The following is a 17,982-nucleotide window of genomic DNA, read 5'->3' on the forward strand; positions in this document are numbered from 1 at the left end:
CTGACCGGCTGGCCGGCGGAGGCCGGCGCGTGCACTGAGGCCAGATCACGCGAGGCAGTTCCGGCACCTGTGCGGTACGGAAGGACTGCCGGGGGGAAAGGTAGCTCACGATCGATCGTGCGTGTCCAGCCTCCGCACACCGAATTCACAGGAAAGTCCGGGACACGCGAGGGATGCGGTGGTGGTCTCACTCACCGCGCGTGCTGAGTGACTCGCCGGAGGCGTCGTCCCGCTGGGTCCTCGTCCGGTGGACGTGGATGGCCAACTGGGTGCGGTCCCGGAGCCCGAGCCGGCGCAGGGCCACGGTGATGTGCCCCTTGACCGTCGCCCGGCTCACCTGCAGCCGCTCCCCGATCTCCGCGTTGGTGAGGCCTTCCGCGACCAGCTCGGCGACCGCCCACTGCCGGGCCGTGAGCGGGCCGGAGCCGGACAGCGCCGTCCCGGAGCCGTTCCCGGCCCCCTCCAGGCGGTGCAGCAGCTCGCCGGTGACCGCCCCGTCGAGCACGGTCTCGCCGTGGGCCACGGCCCGCACGCCCTCGACCAGCCGCTCCGGGCTGACCGTCGTGTACATGTAGCCGCGGGCGCCGGCCCGCAGGGCGTCGACGAAGTCGCCACTGCCCGTGCCCGCCTCGCCGAGCAGGACGACGCGGATCCCCAGCGCGGTGAGCGCGCCGACCAGCCGCTGCACCGCCGCGCCGTGCGCACCGAGCCCCACCAGTGTCACGTCGGGGCGCAGCCGGCCGGCGAGGGCGAGGGCCTCGTCCGCACCGGCCGCCTCGGCGACGACGACGAGATCGGGTGCCCGCGCGAGGACGGTGCGCAGCCCGTGGCGCAGCACCTCGTGGTCGTCGCAGACGAGGACCCCGACCTGCGGCCCGCCCTCGGCCCCTGCTTCTGGGGTGCCCTCTCTCACCGGTCCGCCGACCATGAACGTCCTCTCCCGTCCGGTACGGCGGCGGTCGCAGCCTCGCCATCTTCTCTGGTGGGACCGGACGAAGGTAGGCCCTGGCCGGACCGAGCCGCCACAGGATCGGTCGCGGGGGACGCCGATCCCCGCGGGGTTCATACCCGGGTAGGGGTCGGCGCCCGCCGAAGGTGGGAGGAGGTCCTCCGCCGGGACCGACGAGGACCCTCCGGGCGGACGGGCCCCTCCCCCCGGGAGGAGGACCCGACCCTCCATCCGCTGTCCCACCCCGGGACCGCGCACCCCCGACCCCGGGGCGCGGCGAGATCTCCTCCCCGCGGTCGATGCGGGTTGCCGGTGCGCGCTCCTAGCGTTCCCGCATCTCCCCGGCACCCCGCCCGACGCGACCGCTGGAGGCCCCGTGCACCAGACGATGATCATCGCGAGGATGGCCCCGGACGACGCCGACGACGTCGCCGCGGTCTTCGGCCGGTACGACGCGACGTCCATGCCGCACGAGATCGGCGTCCGCCACCGGTCGCTGTTCCGGTTCCGGGGGCTCTACGTCCACCTGATCGACTTCGACCGCCCGGCCCCCGAGGCCATGCGGATCGCCCAGTCGCTGCCCGCCTTCCGGGCGGTGAGCGATGACCTGCGCCCCTTCATCCAGGCCTACGCGCCCGACTGGAGCTCTCCGCAGGACGCCATGGCCCAGCGCTTCTACCACTGGACCGCCTCGCCCGCCTGAGGCCATCCGGCCCGGATCCGCGGCGCCGCCCACTCCCCAGGGAAGGACGCGATGTCCAGCTCGTCGACGACCACGGCTCCGGCCGCTGCCCGCGCCCCGGCCGGGCACGCCGGCTGGGTCTCCTGCCCGGAGTGCGGCTGGCTGCTGTACCGCAAGCGGCTGGACCGGAACCTGTCCGTGTGCCCCGAGTGCGACCACCACCTGCGGCTGGACGCGCGCGCCCGCCTCGCGCTGCTCGTCGACCCGGGCAGCTTCACCGAGATCACGTTCAGCCCGGGCCAGCGCGACCCCCTGTCCTTCGCGGACCTCCGCGGCTACGGCGACCGGCTGCACGAGGCCGCGCGCCGCTCCGGCGAGTCGGAGGCGGTCGTGGTCGGGACCGCGGCGATCGGTGGGGCCGGTGCCGTCGTCGCCGTCATGGACTTCGGCTTCCTCGGCGGCAGCATGGGCGTGGAGGTCGGCCGGCGCGTGAGCGCGGCGGCCGACCTCGCCCTGGATCGGGAGCTGCCGCTGGTCACCGTCTGCGCCAGCGGCGGGGCGCGGATGCAGGAGGGCGTCTTCTCGCTGTTCCAGATGGCTCGGACGAGCGCCGCCTTCGCCCGGCTGCGCGAGGCCGGCCTGCTCAGCGTCTCGGTGCTCACCGACCCGACCTACGGCGGGGTCTCCGCCTCCTTCGCCACCCTGGCCTCGGTCCTGGTCGGCGAGCGGGGGGCGCACGTCGGCTTCGCCGGACGGCGCGTGGTGCAGGAGACCATCCGGGCCGAGCTGCCCCGCGACTTCCAGACCGCGGAGTTCCTGCTGGCCCACGGCCTGGTCGACCGGGTCGAGACCCGGGCGGAGCTGCGGCCCCTGCTGACGCGGCTGCTGGCCCTGCACCGGCGGCCGGCGCCCCCGGTCCGTGCCTGGCCGCCGCCGTCCGCGTCGTCCGCGTCGTCCGCGTCGCCCCGGGTCGAGCCCGGGCCGGACCCCTGGGAGACCGTCCAGCGGGCCCGGTCGGTCGACCGGCCGACGACGCTGGACTACCTGCGCCTCGCCTTCGACGACTTCGTCGAGCTGCACGGCGACCGCGTCTTCGCCGACGACCCCGCCGTCGTCGGCGGCGTCGCCTCCCTCGCCGGGCGGACGGTCGTGGTGATCGGCCACGAGAAGGGGCACACCGTCCGCGAGCGGGTGGCCCGCAACTTCGGGATGGCCCACCCGGAGGGGTACCGCAAGGCGCTGCGCCTGCTCGGGCACGCCGAGGCCTTCGGCCTGCCGGTGGTCACGCTCGTCGACACCCCGGGAGCACACCCGGGCCCCGAGGCCGAGGAGCGCGGCCAGTCCCACGCGATCGCCGAGATCATCCAGCGGAGCAGCCGGCTGCGGGCCCCGATCGTCTCGGTGGTGACCGGCGAGGGCGGCAGCGGCGGCGCGCTCGCGCTGTGCACCTCCGACCGGCTGCTCGTGCTCGAGCACGCCTACCTGTCGGTGATCAGCCCGGAGGGGTGCGCCGCCATCCTGTGGCGCACCGCGACCGCGGCACCCACCGCCGCCCGCGCCATGCGCCTGGGCGCGGCCCACCTGCTCGACGCCGGCATCGCCGACGCCGTCGTCCCGGAGCCGCCGGGCGGCGCGCACACCGACGTGGACGCCGCCGCGCAGGCCCTCCGCGCGGCGCTGCTCGAGCAGCTCGACGACCTGGGCCGCACCGACGTCGGCGACCTGCTGGACGCCCGGACCCGGCGCCTGGCCCGCATCGGCGGGGACGACGCCCAGGGCCTGCGGGCCGTGCCGGCCGTCGTCCCGCAGGAGGCCTGACGTGCAACCCACCGAGCTGCCGCCGAGGGCCGCGGGACCGGGCACTGCGCCCGCGGACAGCGCGCAGGCGCTGCGCGACGAGGTCGTCGAGCTCGCGCGTGCGCTGCCCGGCGACCTGCGCCGGCTGACCGTGCGCAGCGGCGAGCGGGCGATCGAGGTCGAGTGGACGCCGGCCGCCCTCGCCCCCGTCGCGGCCGCTCCCCCAGCACCGGCCGCGGTCCCCCCGGCCCCCGAGGCCGCCGCGGCCGGCACCCCCGAGGTGCCCGAGGGCATGACCGCCGTCCGCGCGCCGCTGGTCGGCACGTTCTACGCGGCGCCGTCGCCGGACGCCGACCCCTTCGTCCGCGCGGGCGACGAGGTCGAGGCGGGCCAGACCCTCGGGATCGTCGAGGCGATGAAGCTGATGAACCCGATCGTCGCCGACGAGGCCGCGGCGGTGGTCGAGATCCGCGTCGCCGACGCGAGCTCGGTCGAGTACGACCAGGTGCTCATGCTGCTGCGGCCCGCTGGGCGGCCGCGATGATCAGCCGCCTGCTCATCGCCAACCGCGGCGAGATCGCCGTCCGGGTCGCGCGGGCCTGCCACGAGCTGGGCATCGAGGTGGTCGCCGTCCACTCGACGTCGGACCGCGACTCCGCCGTCGTCGCCCTCGCCGACGAGGCCGTGCACATCGGGCCGGCCGCGCCGCGGTGCAGCTACCTGCACGTGCCCAACATCGTGGAGGCGGCGCTGCGCACCGGCGCCGACGCGGTGCACCCCGGCTACGGCTTCCTCTCCGAGGACCCCGACTTCGCCGAGATCTGCGCGGCAGAGGGGCTCACCTTCGTCGGCCCGCCGCCCGAGGTCATGCAGCAGATGGGCAACAAGGCGACGGCGCGCCGGCTGATGGCCGACGCCGGCCTCCCCCTGCTGCCCGGTGTGGTCGAGCCGATCCGCACCGCGGACGAGGGTCGAGAGGTCGCCGACCGCATCGGCTACCCGGTGATCATCAAGGCCGCAGCCGGTGGCGGCGGCCGCGGGATGACCGTGGTGACCCGATCGGCCGACTTCGCCGCCGCCTTCGCCAGCACCCGCGCGACCGCCCGCGCCGTCTTCCGCGACCCCGCCGTGTACGTCGAGCGGTTCCTGCCGTCGGCCCGGCACGTCGAGGTGCAGGTCCTCTGCGACGCCCACGGCAACGGCGTCTCCCTGGGGGAGCGGGACTGTTCGCTGCAGCGCCGGCACCAGAAGCTGCTCGAGGAGGGGCCGGCCGCTCACCTCTCCCCGACCCAGCGCACCGGGCTCGGCGCGCTGGCGGTCCACGGCGCGCTGTCGGTCGGCTACACCGGCGCCGGGACCATGGAGTTCCTCGTCGACGGCACCGGCCGGGCGTACTTCATGGAGATGAACGCCCGCATCCAGGTGGAGCACCCCGTCACCGAGCTGCTCACGGGGGTCGACCTGGTGCGCGAGCAGATCCTGGTCGCCGACGGCCGCCGGCTGCAGCTGCGCCAGGAGGACGTCGTCGTCAGGGGGGCGGCGATCGAGTGCCGGATCAACGCCGAGGACCCGGCCCGCGGGTTCGCGCCCGCGCCCGGTCGGCTCGACGTCCTGCAGGTCCCGGACGGCCCCTGGACCCGGTTCGACACCGGCTACCGCCAGGGCGACGAGGTCAGCCCGCACTACGACTCCCTGCTCGGGAAGCTGGTCGTCTGGGCCCCCGACCGCGACCAGGCGATGCGCCGGATGGACCGCGCGCTGACCGAGCTGCGGGTCGAGGGCCCCGGGCTGCACACCACCGTCGCGCTGCACCGCGCGCTGCTGCGCCACCCCGACGTGATCGCCGACCGGCACGACGTCCAGTTCCTCGACCGCACGCTGCCCGAGCTCATCGCCCGCACGGCCGCGCTCGCCGAGGACCCGGCCCTCGACGTCCCCGCGGCCCGCGGGCCGCTGCAGCTCGTCCGCGCCCCGGCACCGGACCCCCCGGCGCCGGCCCGACCCGCCCAGGAGAGGACCAGTCCCATGCCCGACCCCTCGTTCACGCTCGACGACCTGATGGACCTGCTCACCGAGAAGGCAGGGCTGTCGGCGACGGCACGCACCTCCGACCCGGACGCCCGGTTCTCCGACATCGGCCTGGACTCGCTGGCCTTCCTGTCGATGCAGACCGAGCTGCGCGACCGCTACGGCACCGAGATGCCCGACGACAGCCCCGGCCGCTACACGTTCGGCGAGATCGTCGCGGCGGTCGCCGAGTCCCGGGAGGCGACCGGGATGGCCTGAGCCCCCCACCTCCCCCGACATCCCCGAGGAGCTGTCCATGAGCACCATCGAGCAGACCGACCCCCGCGCGCAGGACGGCCCGCCCAGCGGGCACACCGACAACTCGATCGTCATCGACGCCGCCCTCGACCACGTCTGGCGGATGACCAATGACCTGGCCACGTGGCCGGACCTGTTCACCGAGTACGCCTCGGTCGAGATCCTGTCCGAGCACGGGTCGACGTTCCGCTTCCGGCTGACGATGGTCCCCGACGAGGCCGGACGCGTCTGGACCTGGGTCTCCGAGCGCACCCTCGACGAGGCCGCCCACGAGGTGGTGGCCCGCCGCGTGGAGACGGGGCCCTTCGAGTTCATGCACATCCGCTGGACCTACCGGCCGGAGGGAACCGGTACGCGGATGCGCTGGGTGCAGGACTTCCGGATGCGTCCCGACGCCCCCGTCGACACCCCCGGCATGACGGCGCGGATCGACGCCAACACCAAGGTCCAGATGGCCGTCATCAAGGAGAAGGTCGAGGCGGCCGCGCGGGCGGCGGCCGCGGGGACGTGACCGCGGACCCGGGTGTCGCCGTCGTCCTGCCGGGCGAGGGCGGCGCCCACCCCGGCCTCGCCGACCCCTGGCTGCTCGACCCGGCGGCCGCCGAGGTGCTGGACCGGGCCTCCGCGGCTGCCGGGGTGGACCTCGCCCGGTGGTGGCGGGACCCGCTCGCGCTGGCCGACCCCGAGGCGGCAGACCTCGAGGTGGTCGTGGTCGGGGTGGCCGCCTGCCGCAGCCTCGCCGCACGCGGTGTGCGGCCGGTGGCGGTCGCCGGGCACGGCGTCGGCGAGTACGCCGCGCTCGTCGCCGCCGGCGCCCTCGAGCTCGAGCAGGTGGTCGACGTCGTCCGCTGGCGGGCCGACCTCATGACGCTGGCCCCCCACCCCTCCTGCGCCGGCATGGCCGCCGTCGTCGGCCCGGGCGCCGCCGAGGTCGCCCGCGCCGCCGTGGCCCGGGCGGACGGCGCCGGGTCGCTCGCCGTCGCCTGCCTCGACGGCCCTGACCGGGTGGTGCTCTGCGGCGACCGCGAGGCGCTGGCCCGGGCGCGCTGGGCGGTGCTCGCCGCCGGGCTGGACCTGGTGCGGCTGCCCGGCCGGACCGCCTGCCACGGGCCGCTGGCGCGACCGGTCGCCGAGCACCTGGCCGGCGCCCTGGCCGAGCTCGACTGGTCACCGCCCGCCGTCCCGGTGGTGCCCAACGCCGACCCCGTGCCCAGCCGGGACCCGGAGCGGCTGGCCCGCTGCCTGGCGGCCCACCTGACCACGCCGGTGCGCTGGGAGGAGACGGCGCGGGCCCTGGCGGCCGCGGGGTCCGCCGCCGTCCTCGAGGTCGGGGGCGCGCCCCTGCTCGGGCCGCTCGTCCGGCAGGTCTCCCCCGGTCTCCCGGTCCACCTCGTCACCGGGCCGGCATCCCCGCTGCCCGTCGCCCTCCCGCCCGCTCCCGCTCCCGGACCGGCACTCGCCGGCTCGGTCCCCGCCCGAGGAGAGTCATGACCACCATCCAGCACGCCCCGAGCGCGGTGCGGGTCGGCCCGACGGTGTCCCGCGCCGACACACCGCCCAACCGCCGGCGCGGCGGGGACATCCGTGTCCTGCTGTCCCCGGCCAGCGTGGGCAGCACCGCCGGGTTCATGGGCACGCTGACCCTCGAGCCCGGCGAGGTCGTGCGCGAGCACTGGCACCCGTACTCCGAGGAGTTCCTCTACTGCCACAGCGGCGACGCGCTGGTCACGCTGGACGGCGAGGAGCGCCGGCTGGGGGCCGGGTCCGCCGTGCACGTCCCCGTCGGCGTGCGCCACCGCATCGTCAACGACGGCGAGGCGGCGGCCTTCTTCGTGTTCTGCAACGGGCCGCTGGCCCCGCGCCCGGAACTCGGCCACGTCGACACCGAGTTCGCCCCGGACCCGCGGTGAACGACCGGCGCCGGGTCGTCGTCACCGGCATCGGCGTGGTGGCACCCGGGTCGATCGGCCGGGAGGGCTTCTGGGAGATGCTCACCGCCGGCCGGACCGCGACCCGGCGGATCACGTTCTTCGACCCGAGCCGCTTCCGCTCCCAGGTGGCCGCCGAGGTGGACTTCGACGGCCGGCTGCTCGGGCTGACCGCCCACGAGGTGCACCGCAACGACCGGTTCGTGCAGATGGCGCTGGTCGCGGCGGACGAGGCCGTCGCCGACAGCGGGCTGCCGCTCGGCGCCGGCACCGCCGAGGCCCCCGACCCCGACCGGGTCGGCGTGTCGCTGGGCAGCGCGGTGGGCGCCACGATGCGGCTGGAGCAGGAGTACGTGGCGGTCAGCGACGCCGGCACCCACTGGCTGGTCGACCCGCGCTACGGCTCCTCCTTCCTGCACCACGCCCTGGTGCCCAGCTGCGGCGCCACCGAGCTCGCCGTCCGCTTCGGCACGCACGGGCCGGCCACCGTCGTCTCCACCGGCTGCACGTCCGGCATCGACGCGGTGGGCTACGCCAGCCAGCTGATCGAGGACGGCGACGCCGACGTCGTCGTCTCCGGTGCCAGCGACGCTCCGATATCGCCGATCTCCATGGCCTGCTTCGACACGATCAAGGCGACCACGGGGAACAACTCCGACCCCGAGCACGCGGCCCGGCCGTTCGACGCCCGGCGGGACGGCTTCGTGATGGGCGAGGGCGCGGCGGTCCTGGTGCTCGAGGAGCTGGAGCACGCGCGCCGGCGCGACGCCGAGGTCTACTGCGAGATCACCGGCTACGCCAACCGGTGCAACGCCTTCCACATGACCGGCCTCAAGCCCGACGGCACCGAGATGGCCGAGGCGATCCGGCAGGCCCTGGCGCAGGGCCGCACCGCCCCCGACGAGGTCGGCTACGTGAACGCGCACGGCTCGGGCACGAAGCAGAACGACCGGCACGAGACCGCGGCGGTCAAGCTCAGCCTCGGCCCGGCGGCGCGGCGGGTGGCGATGAGCTCCATCAAGTCGATGGTCGGCCACTCCCTCGGCGCCATCGGCTCGATCGAGGTCGCGGCGACCGCGCTGGCGCTGCAGCGCGGGGTGCTGCCGCCGACCGCCAACTACGAGGTGCCCGACCCCGAGTGCGACCTCGACTACATCCCCAACACCGCACGCGAGCAGAAGGTCGACGTCGCGGTGTCGGTCGGCAGCGGTTTCGGCGGCTTCCAGTCGGCGATCGTGCTGTCCCGACCGTCTCGGAGGACACCGTGAGCGGCCTGCTGGTCACCGGGCTCGGAGTCGTCGCACCGACGGGGGTGGGCGCCGAGGCCCACTGGTCGGCGCTGCTCCGCGAGCAGGCCGCGATCGGGCCGATCGAGGGGTTCGACCCGACGCGGTACGGGATCGCGCTGGCCGGGCAGGTCCGCGACTTCCGGCCCGAGGAGCACGTGGACTCCCGGCTCAGGGTGCAGACCGACCGGTGGACCTGGATGTCGCTGGCCGCGGCCACGCTGGCCGCCGAGGACGCCGGGTACGCCGCCCCCGAGGACCCCTACGCCACCTCGGTCTTCCTGGCGGCCGGGTCCGGGGGCAACGAGTTCAGCCAGCACGAGATCCAGGGGCTGTGGGCCAAGGGCCCCCGCTCGGTGGGGGCCTACCAGTCCATCGCGTGGTTCTACGCCGCGAGCACCGGCCAGATCTCGATCCGCGACGGGTACAAGGGGCCCTCCGGCGTCGTGGTCAGCGAGGGCGCAGGCGGGCTGGACAGCATCGGCTGGGCTCGGCGCGTCGCCCGCCGCGGGACGCCGGCAGTGCTGGTCGGTGGCACCGAGGCCGGCATGTGCCCCTACGCGCTGCTGTGCCAGGCCACCAGTGGCCGGCTGTCCACCGCCACCCGCCCGGAGGAGGCCTACCGGCCGTTCGACCGGCGGGCGAACGGGCACGTCGTGGGCGAGGGCGGGGCGATCCTCCTGCTCGAGGAGCCGGCCGCGGCCCGGGCCCGCGGTGCCCGGCGGGTGTGGGGCGAGGTCGCCGGCTACGGCGCCACCCACGACGCCCACCACCACGAGGACCCGGCGCCGGACGCCGGCCAGTTCGCGCGGGCGATCCGGCTCTCCCTCACCGACGCCGGCGTCACCCCGGAGGAGGTGGACCTGGTGATCGCCGACGGCGCGGGTACGCCCGAGCTCGACGCGCTGGAGCTGGCCGCGATCGGCGACGCCTTCTCGTCGCGGTCGACGCCGGTGCCGGTGAGCGCGCCGTCGTCCTACACCGGGCGGCTGATGGCCGGTGGCTCCGCGCTGGCCGTGGCCACGGCCCTGCTGGCGGTGCGGGACGGCATCGCGCCCGGCACCGCCCACCTCGACGACCCGGTCGACGCCCCCGGCGTCGAGCTGCTGCGGCGGCCGCGGGTGCAGCCGATCGCGACGGTCGTCGTGCTCGCCCGCGGCTTCGGCGGGTTCAACAGCAGCCTGGTGCTGCGCCGGTACCCGGAGGGCGAGGCGGCATGAGCGAGGAGGCGGGCGTGCGGACGCTCCTGCGGATGCGCACGCGTGAGGGCTGCGAGGCCCGGTTCGAGGAGGCGTGGCGGGCGGCCGCGGCCGAGATCAGCCGGGTGCCCGGCAACCTGCGCCAGGAGCTGGTGCGCGACGCCGACGACCCGCGGACGTTCGTGATCACCAGCGACTGGGTGGACCGGGATGCGGTCGACGCGTTCGGACGCAGCAGCGCCCGGGAGACCCTCACCGCGGCGCTTCGCGACCTGCGCGAGGACGCGTCCCGCAGCACCTACGAGGTGCTGTACACGGTGCCCGGCGAGCAGGGCCCGCACGTCCGGGTCGACATCCGGACGGCGGTGAGCCCCGGCGAGGAGGAGCTGTTCGAGCGGGCCTACCGGACGACGGCCGAGCGGCTGCGCGGCACCCGCGGGCTGATCCGGGAGGAGCTGCTCAAGGAGCCCGGCGAGCCGATCTACCACATCTTCGCCGAGTGGGAGACCGAGCAGGACTTCACCAACTGGGTGGACGACCCCTCGCACGCCGACCAGACCGCGACCCTGATCCGGTGGCTGTCGGTGGACTTCGACCGGCAGCTGTACGAGATCCGCTACCGGCCGCCGGAGCACGCCGACGGGGACGGCGGCTACGACGCCCCGCCGCTGCGCGACTCGCTGCCGCACGCTATGCCGGCCCCGGCCCCCGCCGCTCCCCCGCCGACCTCGACGCCCGTGCCGGCACCCCCTCCGGTCGCCCCTGTACCCAGCGCCTCCGTGCAGGAGTTCGTCGAGCGGCCCCGGACCGCGCCGACGTCCGCCCCCGGCGCGGTGACGCCGCCGCGCGAGCGCCCGGCCGCGGACCGCGCCGACGCCGAGGTGCTCGTCGTCGGCGCCGGCCCGGCCGGGCTGACGCACGCGATCGAGCTGGCCCGCCGCGGCATCGCCGTCCGGGTCGTCGACCGGCGGGAGCAGGCCGCGACCCAGGCGGACAAGGCGATCGGCATCCACTGCCGGACCATGGAGATCTGGGAGGACCAGGGGATCGCCGCCGAGGCGATGGACACCGGCATCTGGTTGCACGGGCAGACGGTGTTCGTCAACGGCGTGCAGACCCACCAGGTCGACTGGGCCGGCCTGGACGAGCTGCCCTACGCCCACCTCGGGCTGCCGCAGTACGAGACCGAGCGGCTGCTCACCGAGCGGCTGCTGGCCGCCGGCGTCGCCGTCGAGCGCGGCGTGGAGCTGGTCTCGTTCACCCAGGACGACGACGGGGTGACCGCGCAGCTGCGGCACGCCTCGGGTGAGGTCGAGGAGTCCCGCGCCGGGTACCTGGTCGGCTGCGACGGCGCGCACAGCGCGGTGCGGGCAGGGCTGGGGCTCTCCTTCGCCGGCGGGCTGTCGATGTTCCCGCAGCTGTTCATGCTCGGCGACCTCGACGTCGACTGGGACATGCCGGCCGGCCACCTGCTGCGCTGGGTGCGCATCGAGGACGACGGCGCGTTCACCGGCATGCTCGTCTGCGTCCCGCTCAAGGGCCGGCGGCGGTACCGGATCGCCACCCTCGCCCCGAAGCGGCTGCAGGACACGATCGGCTCCGGGGTCGTGCCGGCCGGGTTCTGGCAGGAGTACGAGCCGCCGACGCTGGCCGACCTGCAGGCGGCGATCGACGACCTCGGCCCGCCCGGGACGACGGCGTCGGACCTGCGCTGGTCGTCGATCTTCCGCATCAAGCACGGCATCGTCGACCGCTACCGCAGCGGCCGGGTGTTCGTGGCCGGCGACGCGGCCCACCTGCACCCGCCGGCCGGTGGCCAGGGCATGAACACCGGCATCCAGGACGCCTGGAACCTCGGCTGGAAGCTGGCCCTCGCCGTGCGAGGGCTGGCCGCGCCCGGCCTGCTCGACAGCTACGACGCCGAGCGCCGCCCCGCCGGCAAGGCGATCGTCGACCGCGCGGTGGCCATCGCGTTCACCGACGAGATGGACATGGCGGACGAGAAGGCGCAGTTCCTGCTCGAGATGCAGATGACGATGAACTACGCCGGCAGCCCGCTGGTCGGCCAGGCGGTCGACGGCGCGGGGTTCGCCGGCGGCCCCGAGCCGGGGCACCGGGCGCCGGACGTGCACGGGCTGCGCCGCTTCGGCGTCGCCCACGACCTGCGGCTGTTCGACCTGACCCGGGGCACGCACACGACCCTGCTGCTCTCCGTCGGCCCGGACGGGACCGAGGAGCAGGTGCTCGAGCTGGAGAAGCTGGCAACCGCCGCCCGCCAGGCGGCGCGGGGGCAGGTGCGGCCGTACCTGCTCGCCGACCCGGCCGCCCGGATCCCCGCGCTGGTCGACCTGCCGGTGCTCCGGGACCCGGGGGCGTTCCGCGCCGCCTACGGGCTCGCCGACCTCACCGGTCCCGACGGCACCGCCGCCCACGTGGTCCGGCCCGACGGCCACGTCGGCTTCCGGGCCCGCCCGGTCGACGACGACGCGCTGCTGGCGCACCTCGCGCGGGTGTTCGCGCCGTGACCGCGCCCGCCCCACCACCGCAGAGGGGGACCCCATGTCCGTGACCACCGACCGGTCGCCCGGCGCCGCCGGGCCCGAGGCCGATCCCGTCCCCGGCGCGGAGGTCTTCACGCCGGCGTTCCGGGCCGACCCGTTCCCCACCTATGCCAGGCTGCGCGCCGAGCGGCCGGTGGTGAAGGTGCGGACGCCGCGGTTCGACTCCTACCTCGTCACCCGGTACCACGACGCCCGCGCCGCGCTGTCGGACCCGCGGTTGTCCAAGGACCTGTACCGGGCGGGCGACACCTACCTGGAGGTCTTCGGGGAGAAGGCCCGCCAGATCAACACGAACATGCTGAACTCCGACCCGCCCGAGCACACGCGGCTGCGCCGGCTGGTGACCCAGGCCTTCACGCCGCGACGGATCGAGGCGATGCGCCCCCGCGTCGAGGAGATCGTCGAGGCGCTGCTGGACCGGATCGCACCGGCGGGTCGCACCGACTTCGTCGACGACTTCGCGCTGCGGCTGCCGCTGGCGGTCATCGGAGACCTGCTGGGCATCCCCCCGGCCGACCACGAGGAGATCCTGCGCGGCACCCAGGTGATCCGCACCGTCGGCACCGGCGGCCGCAGCCCGCAGGAGGACCGGGCGGCCATCGCCGAGGCCCAGCAGCGGCTGCACGCCTACTTCGCCGGGCTGGTCGCGGCGAAGCGGCAGGCGCCGGCCGGCGACCTGGTCAGCTCACTGATCGCCGCGCGCGACGAGCAGGGCCGCCTGTCGGAGGCCGAGCTGGTGTCGACGTCGTTCCTGCTGCTGTTCGCCGGCTACCAGACGACGTCGGACTTCCTGGGCAACGCCGTCGTCGCTCTGCTGACCCATCCCGACCAGCTCGAGCTGCTCCGCCGGGAGCCCCAACGGCTGCCCGACGCCGTGGAGGAGCTGCTGCGCTTCGACTGCTCGGTGCCGGTCTCGAGCTTCCGCTTCGCCACCGAGGACCTGGAGATCGGCGGTGTGCCGATCCCCGCCGGCTCGATCGTCACGGTCGTGCTGAGCTCGGCCAACCACGACCCGGCGCTCGCCCCCGAGCCCGAGCGGCTCGACCTCACCCGGCCCGACGTGCCCCATCTGGCCTTCGGGCACGGGCTGCACTACTGCCTGGGCACCGCCCTCGCCCGGATGGAGGCGACGACGGCGCTGCGGCGGATCCTCGTCCGCCTGCCCGACCTGCGGCTCGACGTGCCCGTGGAGGAGCTGCAGTGGTTGCCCGCCGCGTCGGCCTTCCGCGGTCTGCTCGAACTTCCGCTGCGGTTCACGCCGTCCCCCCGTCCCTGACCCCCCGAGCGCACAGGAGAGCGCCATGACCTTCCGCCCGTTCCGCAACGTGATCGTCTGCCACATGGTCCCCGGGAGCGAGGACCAGGTGGGGCCGGTCTTCGCCCACTTCGACCAGGTCACCCGGCCGCAGGACCTCGGCGTCATCGGCCGGATCCTGCTGTCGCACGACGACCTGTACATCCACGTCATCGAGCGCAAGGAGGACCCGGCGATCTCGGGTCAGCGCCGCGGGCTGCCCGCCTTCGAGAAGATCGCCGAGCTGATCGCGCCGTACGTGACGCCGTACCCGAGCTACTGGGAGAACCCCTCCCACTCGGTGGCCAAGGAGTTCTACCGCTGGGTGCCCGAGGGCGAGGTGCCCGCAGACCGCGAGGTCACGGTGATCGTGCAACGGATGAAGCCCGGCAGCGAGGAGGACATCGCGCGGGTGTTCGCCGCCTCCGACGCCGGCCCGCTGCCGGTGGAGACCGGGGTGACCGGGCGCTGGCTGTACGCGATCGACGACGTGATGGTCCACCTGCTCGAGCAGGACCCGGAGACGGCGGCGCGGGTGCGGGCCGACCACGAGTCCCACAAGCCGGCCTTCGCCGAGATCATGGAGCAGCTCAGCCCGTTCGTGAGCCCCTACCGCCCGGACACCTGGGAGTCGCCGAAGGACTCGGTGGCCCGGCCGTTCTACCGGTGGGTCGTGCCGGACTGGCAGCCGGTGGACTGAGGACGCCGGCCGTGACCCTCCTGCGCGGGTTCTCCACCCTCACCTTCTGGGCCGACGACGTCGGAGCGGCCGCGACCTGGTACGCCGACCTGCTCGGCACGGAGCCCTACTTCACCCGGCCGGGCCCGGGCGGGCGGCTGCAGTACGCCAAGTTCCGGTTCGGCGACTCCGACGACGAACTCGCCCTCGCCGCCCGCTCCTTCGACCCGGCCGCCGCGGCCGGCCCGGCCGGGGCCATCGTGCACCTCCACGTCGACGACTTCGAGGGCACGCTGGCCCGGCTGCTGGCGGCGGGGGCGACCGTGTACCAGCCGGTCACCCCGCACGGGCCGGTCGTCACCGCCGCCGTGACGGACCCGTTCGGCAACGTCCTCGGGATCATCCACAACCCGCACTACCTCGAGATCCGCAAACGGACGACCGGGGCCGCGGCCGCCGTGTGACCGCGGCGTGACCGTGCACCTGTCCACCTCCCGAACTGGCCGGGAGGTGGACAGGTGCACGGCCCGGGATGTCAGGCGACGGCGCGGCGGCGGGTGACGACGGCGCCGGCGACCAGCGCGACCACCACCCAGCCGGCCAGGACCGCCACCGACCGGCCGGTCGCGTCCCCCTGGGCGAGGGCCAGCACGGACTCCGCCGGGTCGAGCTTCGAGCCGACGGCGGGCTTGAAGGTCCGGACGACGGGCAGCACGCCCAGGACCACCAGGTACAGCCCGGTCAGCGCCGCCGGCGTGTTGGCCAGCGCGGCACCCACCCCGGCCCCGATCACCGCGAACGTGGCGCCCGCGGCCACCGCCACGACCACGGCCCGCCCGGCGCCGTCCCAGGAGACGCCGTCCTCGATCAGCGCGAGCGCCAGCACGGTGAGCGCCGTCGACACCGCGGCGAGCGCCGCCCCGAGCAGCGCCACCGCGGCGACCTTCGCGGCCAGCACCCGGCCGCGGCGGGGGGTGAGCAGGTAGGTCGTCTGCACCGTGCGGTGGGTCCACTCGCCGGCGGTGGACAGGACGCCCAGCGAGAGCAACACCAGCGCGGTGAGCATGCCCATGGTGCCGACGGGGCCGTCGACCGAGCCCAGCTCCTCGCTGCTGGCCGCGGAGATGATCGCGGCGGCGGCGGGGGCGAGCAGCGCGGACGCGGCGGCCAGCGCGATGCCGGACCGGGTGGACAGGGACTTGCGCACCTCGAGGGCGACGAGCGCGGCCGGGGAGGCGGGCCCGGGGCGGACGGCGGGCCGGGCCGGGGCGGCCCGGTCGTCGCCGGGGACGGCGGTGGAGGCGGCGGTGGAGGCGGAGGGGACGGCGGGCACGGTGGGCTCCAGGGGACGGGCGGTCGTGGTCATGGCGGTGGCTCCGGGTGTCAGGCGGTGAGGGTGAAGAAGAGGTCCTCGAGGGCGCGCGACACCGGCCGCAGGTCGACCAGCGCGTGCCCCCCGGCGGCCGCGACCGCCCCGACGTCGGCCGGCTCCGCGCCCGGGACGACGAGCGCGCCGTCGTCGCCGTGTTGCACGTGGAACCCGGCGGCGGTCAGCGCGGCGGCGAGGGCGGCCGGGTCGGCGGCGCGGACCGTCGTCCCCTCGGCGCCGAGCAGGGAGGCCACCGACCCGTCGGCCACGATCCGGCCGGAGCCGATGACCAGCAGCCGGTCCACCGTGTGCTCGACCTCGCCGAGCAGGTGGCTGGACAGCAGCACCGTCCCGCCGCGGGCGGCGTGCCCGCGGAGCAGGTCCCGCATCCAGCGGATGCCCTCGGGGTCCAGGCCGTTGGCCGGCTCGTCGAACACCAGGACCGGCGGCTCGGTGAGCAGCGCACCGGCGATGCCCAGCCGCTGGCGCATGCCCAGGGAGTAGCCGCCCACGCGGCGGCGGGCGGCGTCGGCGAGCCCGACCTGCGCGAGGACCTCGTCGGCCCGCGACGCGGGCACGCCCGCCGCCGCGGCCAGCAGCTGCAGGTGCGCCCGCCCGGTCCGGCCGGGGTGCACGGCCGAGGCGTCGAGCAGGGTGCCGACCACGGCGCCCGGGTTGGGCAGCTCGACGTAGGGACAGCCGTCGACCAGCGCGGTCCCCGACGTCGCCGGCACCAGGCCGGTCATCATCCGCATCGTCGTGCTCTTGCCGGCGCCGTTCGGGCCGAGGAAGCCCGTCACGGTGCCGGGCTCCAGGGTGAAGGAGACGTCGTCGACGACGGTCCGGTTCCCGTACTGCTTGGTCAGTCCGCTGACCGTGATCATCGCTACCTCCGCGGTGCGTCGCTGCTGTCGACGACGAACCTGCCGCGGACGGCCCGGTGCCCGCGTCGGCCGGAGGGACCCGATCCGGTCGACCGACGGCGCCCCGCCGTCATCCGAAAGAGGACACGGCGGCGAGACCGCCGGGCGACCCGCGCCGGGGAGGAGCGGAAATACGCTCGGCGCATGAGGCTCCGGGACCGCGTCTGGCCGGGGCTGCGCGCGCGCAGCATCTGGTTCGAGGTCCTGCTCGCCCTCCTGAGCACCGTCACCGTGGTCCTGGGCGTCGTGACCCCCGAGGCCCGGCTCGCCCCCAACCCGGTCCTCGTCGTCGGCGGCGCCCTGCTGGTCACGACGGTGCTGCTCCTGCGGCGGCGGGCGCCGCTGGTGCCGTTCGTGGTGAGCGCCGTGCTGGGCGCCCTCGTCCCGGCGATCACCGCCGGCATGCTGGTCACCGCCTACGCCGTGGGCCGCTACGAGAGCCGCTGGCCGGTGCGGGCCGTCGCGGGCGTGGTCGGTGCGGTCGCGATCGTGCAGCCGTGGACGGTCGGCACGGCCAACGAGGCCGTGGGGGCCCTCGGCGGGGTGGCGATCGCGCTCGTGCTGCCCGCCGCGCTGGGCATCTGGCAGCGCACCCGCGCACTGCTGCTCGTCGCGCTCCGCGAGCGGGCCGACCGCGCCGAGGCCGAGCGGGAGCTGCTGGCCCGCGAGGCCGTGCTCGGCGAGCGGACCCGGATCGCCCGCGAGATGCACGACGCGGTCGGGCACCGGGTGAGCCTGATGGTGCTGCAGGCCGGGGCCATCGAGCTGGCGGCCGCCGACCGGGACCGCGTCGAGCAGCTGGCCGCGCACGTGCAGACCGCCGGGCGGCAGGCCCTCGAGGAGCTGCGCCAGATGATCGGCGTCCTGCGCGCCGACGAGGACGCCCCGCTGGCCCCGCAGCCGGGGCTGGAGGACCTGCCGGCCCTGGTCGAGCAGAGCCGCGACGCCGGGATGGACGTCGAGCTGCGCACCCCCGGCGCCGGCGCCGGG

The 17,982-nt window shown here is 75.6% G+C and carries 17 protein-coding genes; 14 read left to right on the plus strand and 3 right to left on the minus strand.

All coding sequences use genetic code 11. The features are described from left to right. Positions 1–187: 187 nt before the first annotated feature. On the minus strand, positions 188–913 hold the full coding sequence (locus ACI781_RS17115; protein ID WP_456567329.1) for a LuxR C-terminal-related transcriptional regulator: 726 nt from the start codon (positions 911–913) through the stop codon (positions 188–190). 424 nt (positions 914–1,337) lie between these two features. Here ACI781_RS17115 and ACI781_RS17120 point away from each other — a divergent pair, with 424 nt between their 5' ends. The 13 genes from ACI781_RS17120 to ACI781_RS17180 are packed head-to-tail and all read left to right on the plus strand — an operon-like array spanning position 1,338 to position 15,164. Further along, a complete protein-coding gene (locus ACI781_RS17120; RefSeq protein WP_456567345.1) occupies positions 1,338–1,652 on the plus strand; it encodes a TcmI family type II polyketide cyclase in 315 nt (104 codons plus the stop codon). A 51-nt stretch (positions 1,653–1,703) separates the two neighbouring features. Next, entirely contained in the window at positions 1,704–3,449 is a 1,746-nt protein-coding gene (locus tag ACI781_RS17125) for an acetyl-CoA carboxylase carboxyltransferase subunit alpha (protein WP_456567330.1), read from the plus strand. Between the two features lies 1 nt (position 3,450). Next, positions 3,451–3,972, plus strand: coding sequence for an acetyl-CoA carboxylase biotin carboxyl carrier protein (accB, locus tag ACI781_RS17130; RefSeq protein ID WP_456567331.1), 522 nt, complete (start codon positions 3,451–3,453; stop codon positions 3,970–3,972). Next, on the plus strand, positions 3,969–5,714 hold the full coding sequence (locus tag ACI781_RS17135) for an acetyl-CoA carboxylase biotin carboxylase subunit (protein ID WP_456567332.1): 1,746 nt from the start codon (positions 3,969–3,971) through the stop codon (positions 5,712–5,714). Before accB ends, ACI781_RS17135 begins: the two co-directional genes overlap by 4 nt. Before the next feature lie 37 nt (positions 5,715–5,751). Further along, positions 5,752–6,264, plus strand: a complete 513-nt coding sequence (locus ACI781_RS17140; RefSeq protein WP_456567333.1) for an SRPBCC family protein — start codon at positions 5,752–5,754, stop codon at positions 6,262–6,264. Further along, positions 6,261–7,244, plus strand: a complete 984-nt coding sequence (locus tag ACI781_RS17145; RefSeq protein WP_456567334.1) for an ACP S-malonyltransferase — start codon at positions 6,261–6,263, stop codon at positions 7,242–7,244. The genes ACI781_RS17140 and ACI781_RS17145 overlap by 4 nt, the downstream gene beginning before the upstream one ends. Continuing rightward, complete coding sequence (locus ACI781_RS17150) at positions 7,241–7,663, plus strand: cupin domain-containing protein (protein WP_456567335.1); 423 nt, start codon at positions 7,241–7,243, stop codon at positions 7,661–7,663. The genes ACI781_RS17145 and ACI781_RS17150 overlap by 4 nt, the downstream gene beginning before the upstream one ends. After that, positions 7,660–8,949: a beta-ketoacyl-[acyl-carrier-protein] synthase family protein gene (locus ACI781_RS17155; RefSeq protein WP_456567336.1), complete on the plus strand. Its 1,290-nt coding sequence runs from the start codon at positions 7,660–7,662 to the stop codon at positions 8,947–8,949. The genes ACI781_RS17150 and ACI781_RS17155 overlap by 4 nt, the downstream gene beginning before the upstream one ends. After that, positions 8,946–10,187: a beta-ketoacyl synthase N-terminal-like domain-containing protein gene (locus ACI781_RS17160; protein WP_456567337.1), complete on the plus strand. Its 1,242-nt coding sequence runs from the start codon at positions 8,946–8,948 to the stop codon at positions 10,185–10,187. The genes ACI781_RS17155 and ACI781_RS17160 overlap by 4 nt, the downstream gene beginning before the upstream one ends. Further along, complete coding sequence (locus ACI781_RS17165; protein WP_456567338.1) at positions 10,184–12,691, plus strand: FAD-dependent monooxygenase; 2,508 nt, start codon at positions 10,184–10,186, stop codon at positions 12,689–12,691. The genes ACI781_RS17160 and ACI781_RS17165 overlap by 4 nt, the downstream gene beginning before the upstream one ends. 34 nt (positions 12,692–12,725) lie before the next feature. Further along, on the plus strand, positions 12,726–14,003 hold the full coding sequence (locus tag ACI781_RS17170) for a cytochrome P450 family protein (protein ID WP_456567339.1): 1,278 nt from the start codon (positions 12,726–12,728) through the stop codon (positions 14,001–14,003). A gap of 25 nt (positions 14,004–14,028) precedes the next feature. After that, the gene (locus ACI781_RS17175; protein ID WP_456567340.1) at positions 14,029–14,721 is read left to right on the plus strand and encodes a TcmI family type II polyketide cyclase; all 693 of its coding nucleotides are present in this window, start codon (positions 14,029–14,031) and stop codon (positions 14,719–14,721) included. A gap of 11 nt (positions 14,722–14,732) precedes the next feature. Next, positions 14,733–15,164: a VOC family protein gene (locus tag ACI781_RS17180; RefSeq protein ID WP_456567341.1), complete on the plus strand. Its 432-nt coding sequence runs from the start codon at positions 14,733–14,735 to the stop codon at positions 15,162–15,164. Between the two features lie 71 nt (positions 15,165–15,235). Here ACI781_RS17180 and ACI781_RS17185 read toward each other — a convergent pair whose 3' ends face one another. Both ACI781_RS17185 and ACI781_RS17190 read right to left on the minus strand, forming a co-directional pair. Next, positions 15,236–16,066, minus strand: a complete 831-nt coding sequence (locus ACI781_RS17185; protein WP_456567342.1) for a hypothetical protein — start codon at positions 16,064–16,066, stop codon at positions 15,236–15,238. Between the two features lie 17 nt (positions 16,067–16,083). Then, entirely contained in the window at positions 16,084–16,953 is an 870-nt protein-coding gene (locus ACI781_RS17190; protein ID WP_456567343.1) for an ATP-binding cassette domain-containing protein, read from the minus strand. A gap of 183 nt (positions 16,954–17,136) precedes the next feature. Between ACI781_RS17190 and ACI781_RS17195 the strand changes: the two genes are divergently transcribed. Further along, positions 17,137–17,982 (plus strand): sensor histidine kinase (locus tag ACI781_RS17195; protein ID WP_456567344.1); only part of this gene is annotated, 846 nt, incomplete at its 3' end.

The sequence above is a fragment of the Blastococcus sp. SYSU D00695 genome, from assembly GCF_054050555.1.

Excerpts from the sequence above, each read along its gene's own strand:
- ACI781_RS17175 (WP_456567340.1), top strand. The coding sequence starts at position 14,029 with ATGACCTTCCGCCCGTTCCGCAACGTGATCGTCTGCCACATGGTCCCC.
- ACI781_RS17150 (WP_456567335.1), top strand. The coding sequence starts at position 7,241 with ATGACCACCATCCAGCACGCCCCGAGCGCGGTGCGGGTCGGCCCGACG.
- ACI781_RS17120 (WP_456567345.1), top strand. The coding sequence starts at position 1,338 with ATGATCATCGCGAGGATGGCCCCGGACGACGCCGACGACGTCGCCGCG.
- ACI781_RS17140 (WP_456567333.1), top strand. The coding sequence starts at position 5,752 with ATGAGCACCATCGAGCAGACCGACCCCCGCGCGCAGGACGGCCCGCCC.
- ACI781_RS17190 (WP_456567343.1), bottom strand. The coding sequence starts at position 16,953 with ATGATCACGGTCAGCGGACTGACCAAGCAGTACGGGAACCGGACCGTC.
- ACI781_RS17135 (WP_456567332.1), top strand. The coding sequence starts at position 3,969 with ATGATCAGCCGCCTGCTCATCGCCAACCGCGGCGAGATCGCCGTCCGG.
- ACI781_RS17170 (WP_456567339.1), top strand. The coding sequence starts at position 12,726 with ATGTCCGTGACCACCGACCGGTCGCCCGGCGCCGCCGGGCCCGAGGCC.
- ACI781_RS17165 (WP_456567338.1), top strand. The coding sequence starts at position 10,184 with ATGAGCGAGGAGGCGGGCGTGCGGACGCTCCTGCGGATGCGCACGCGT.
- ACI781_RS17185 (WP_456567342.1), bottom strand. The coding sequence starts at position 16,066 with ATGACCACGACCGCCCGTCCCCTGGAGCCCACCGTGCCCGCCGTCCCC.
- ACI781_RS17125 (WP_456567330.1), top strand. The coding sequence starts at position 1,704 with ATGTCCAGCTCGTCGACGACCACGGCTCCGGCCGCTGCCCGCGCCCCG.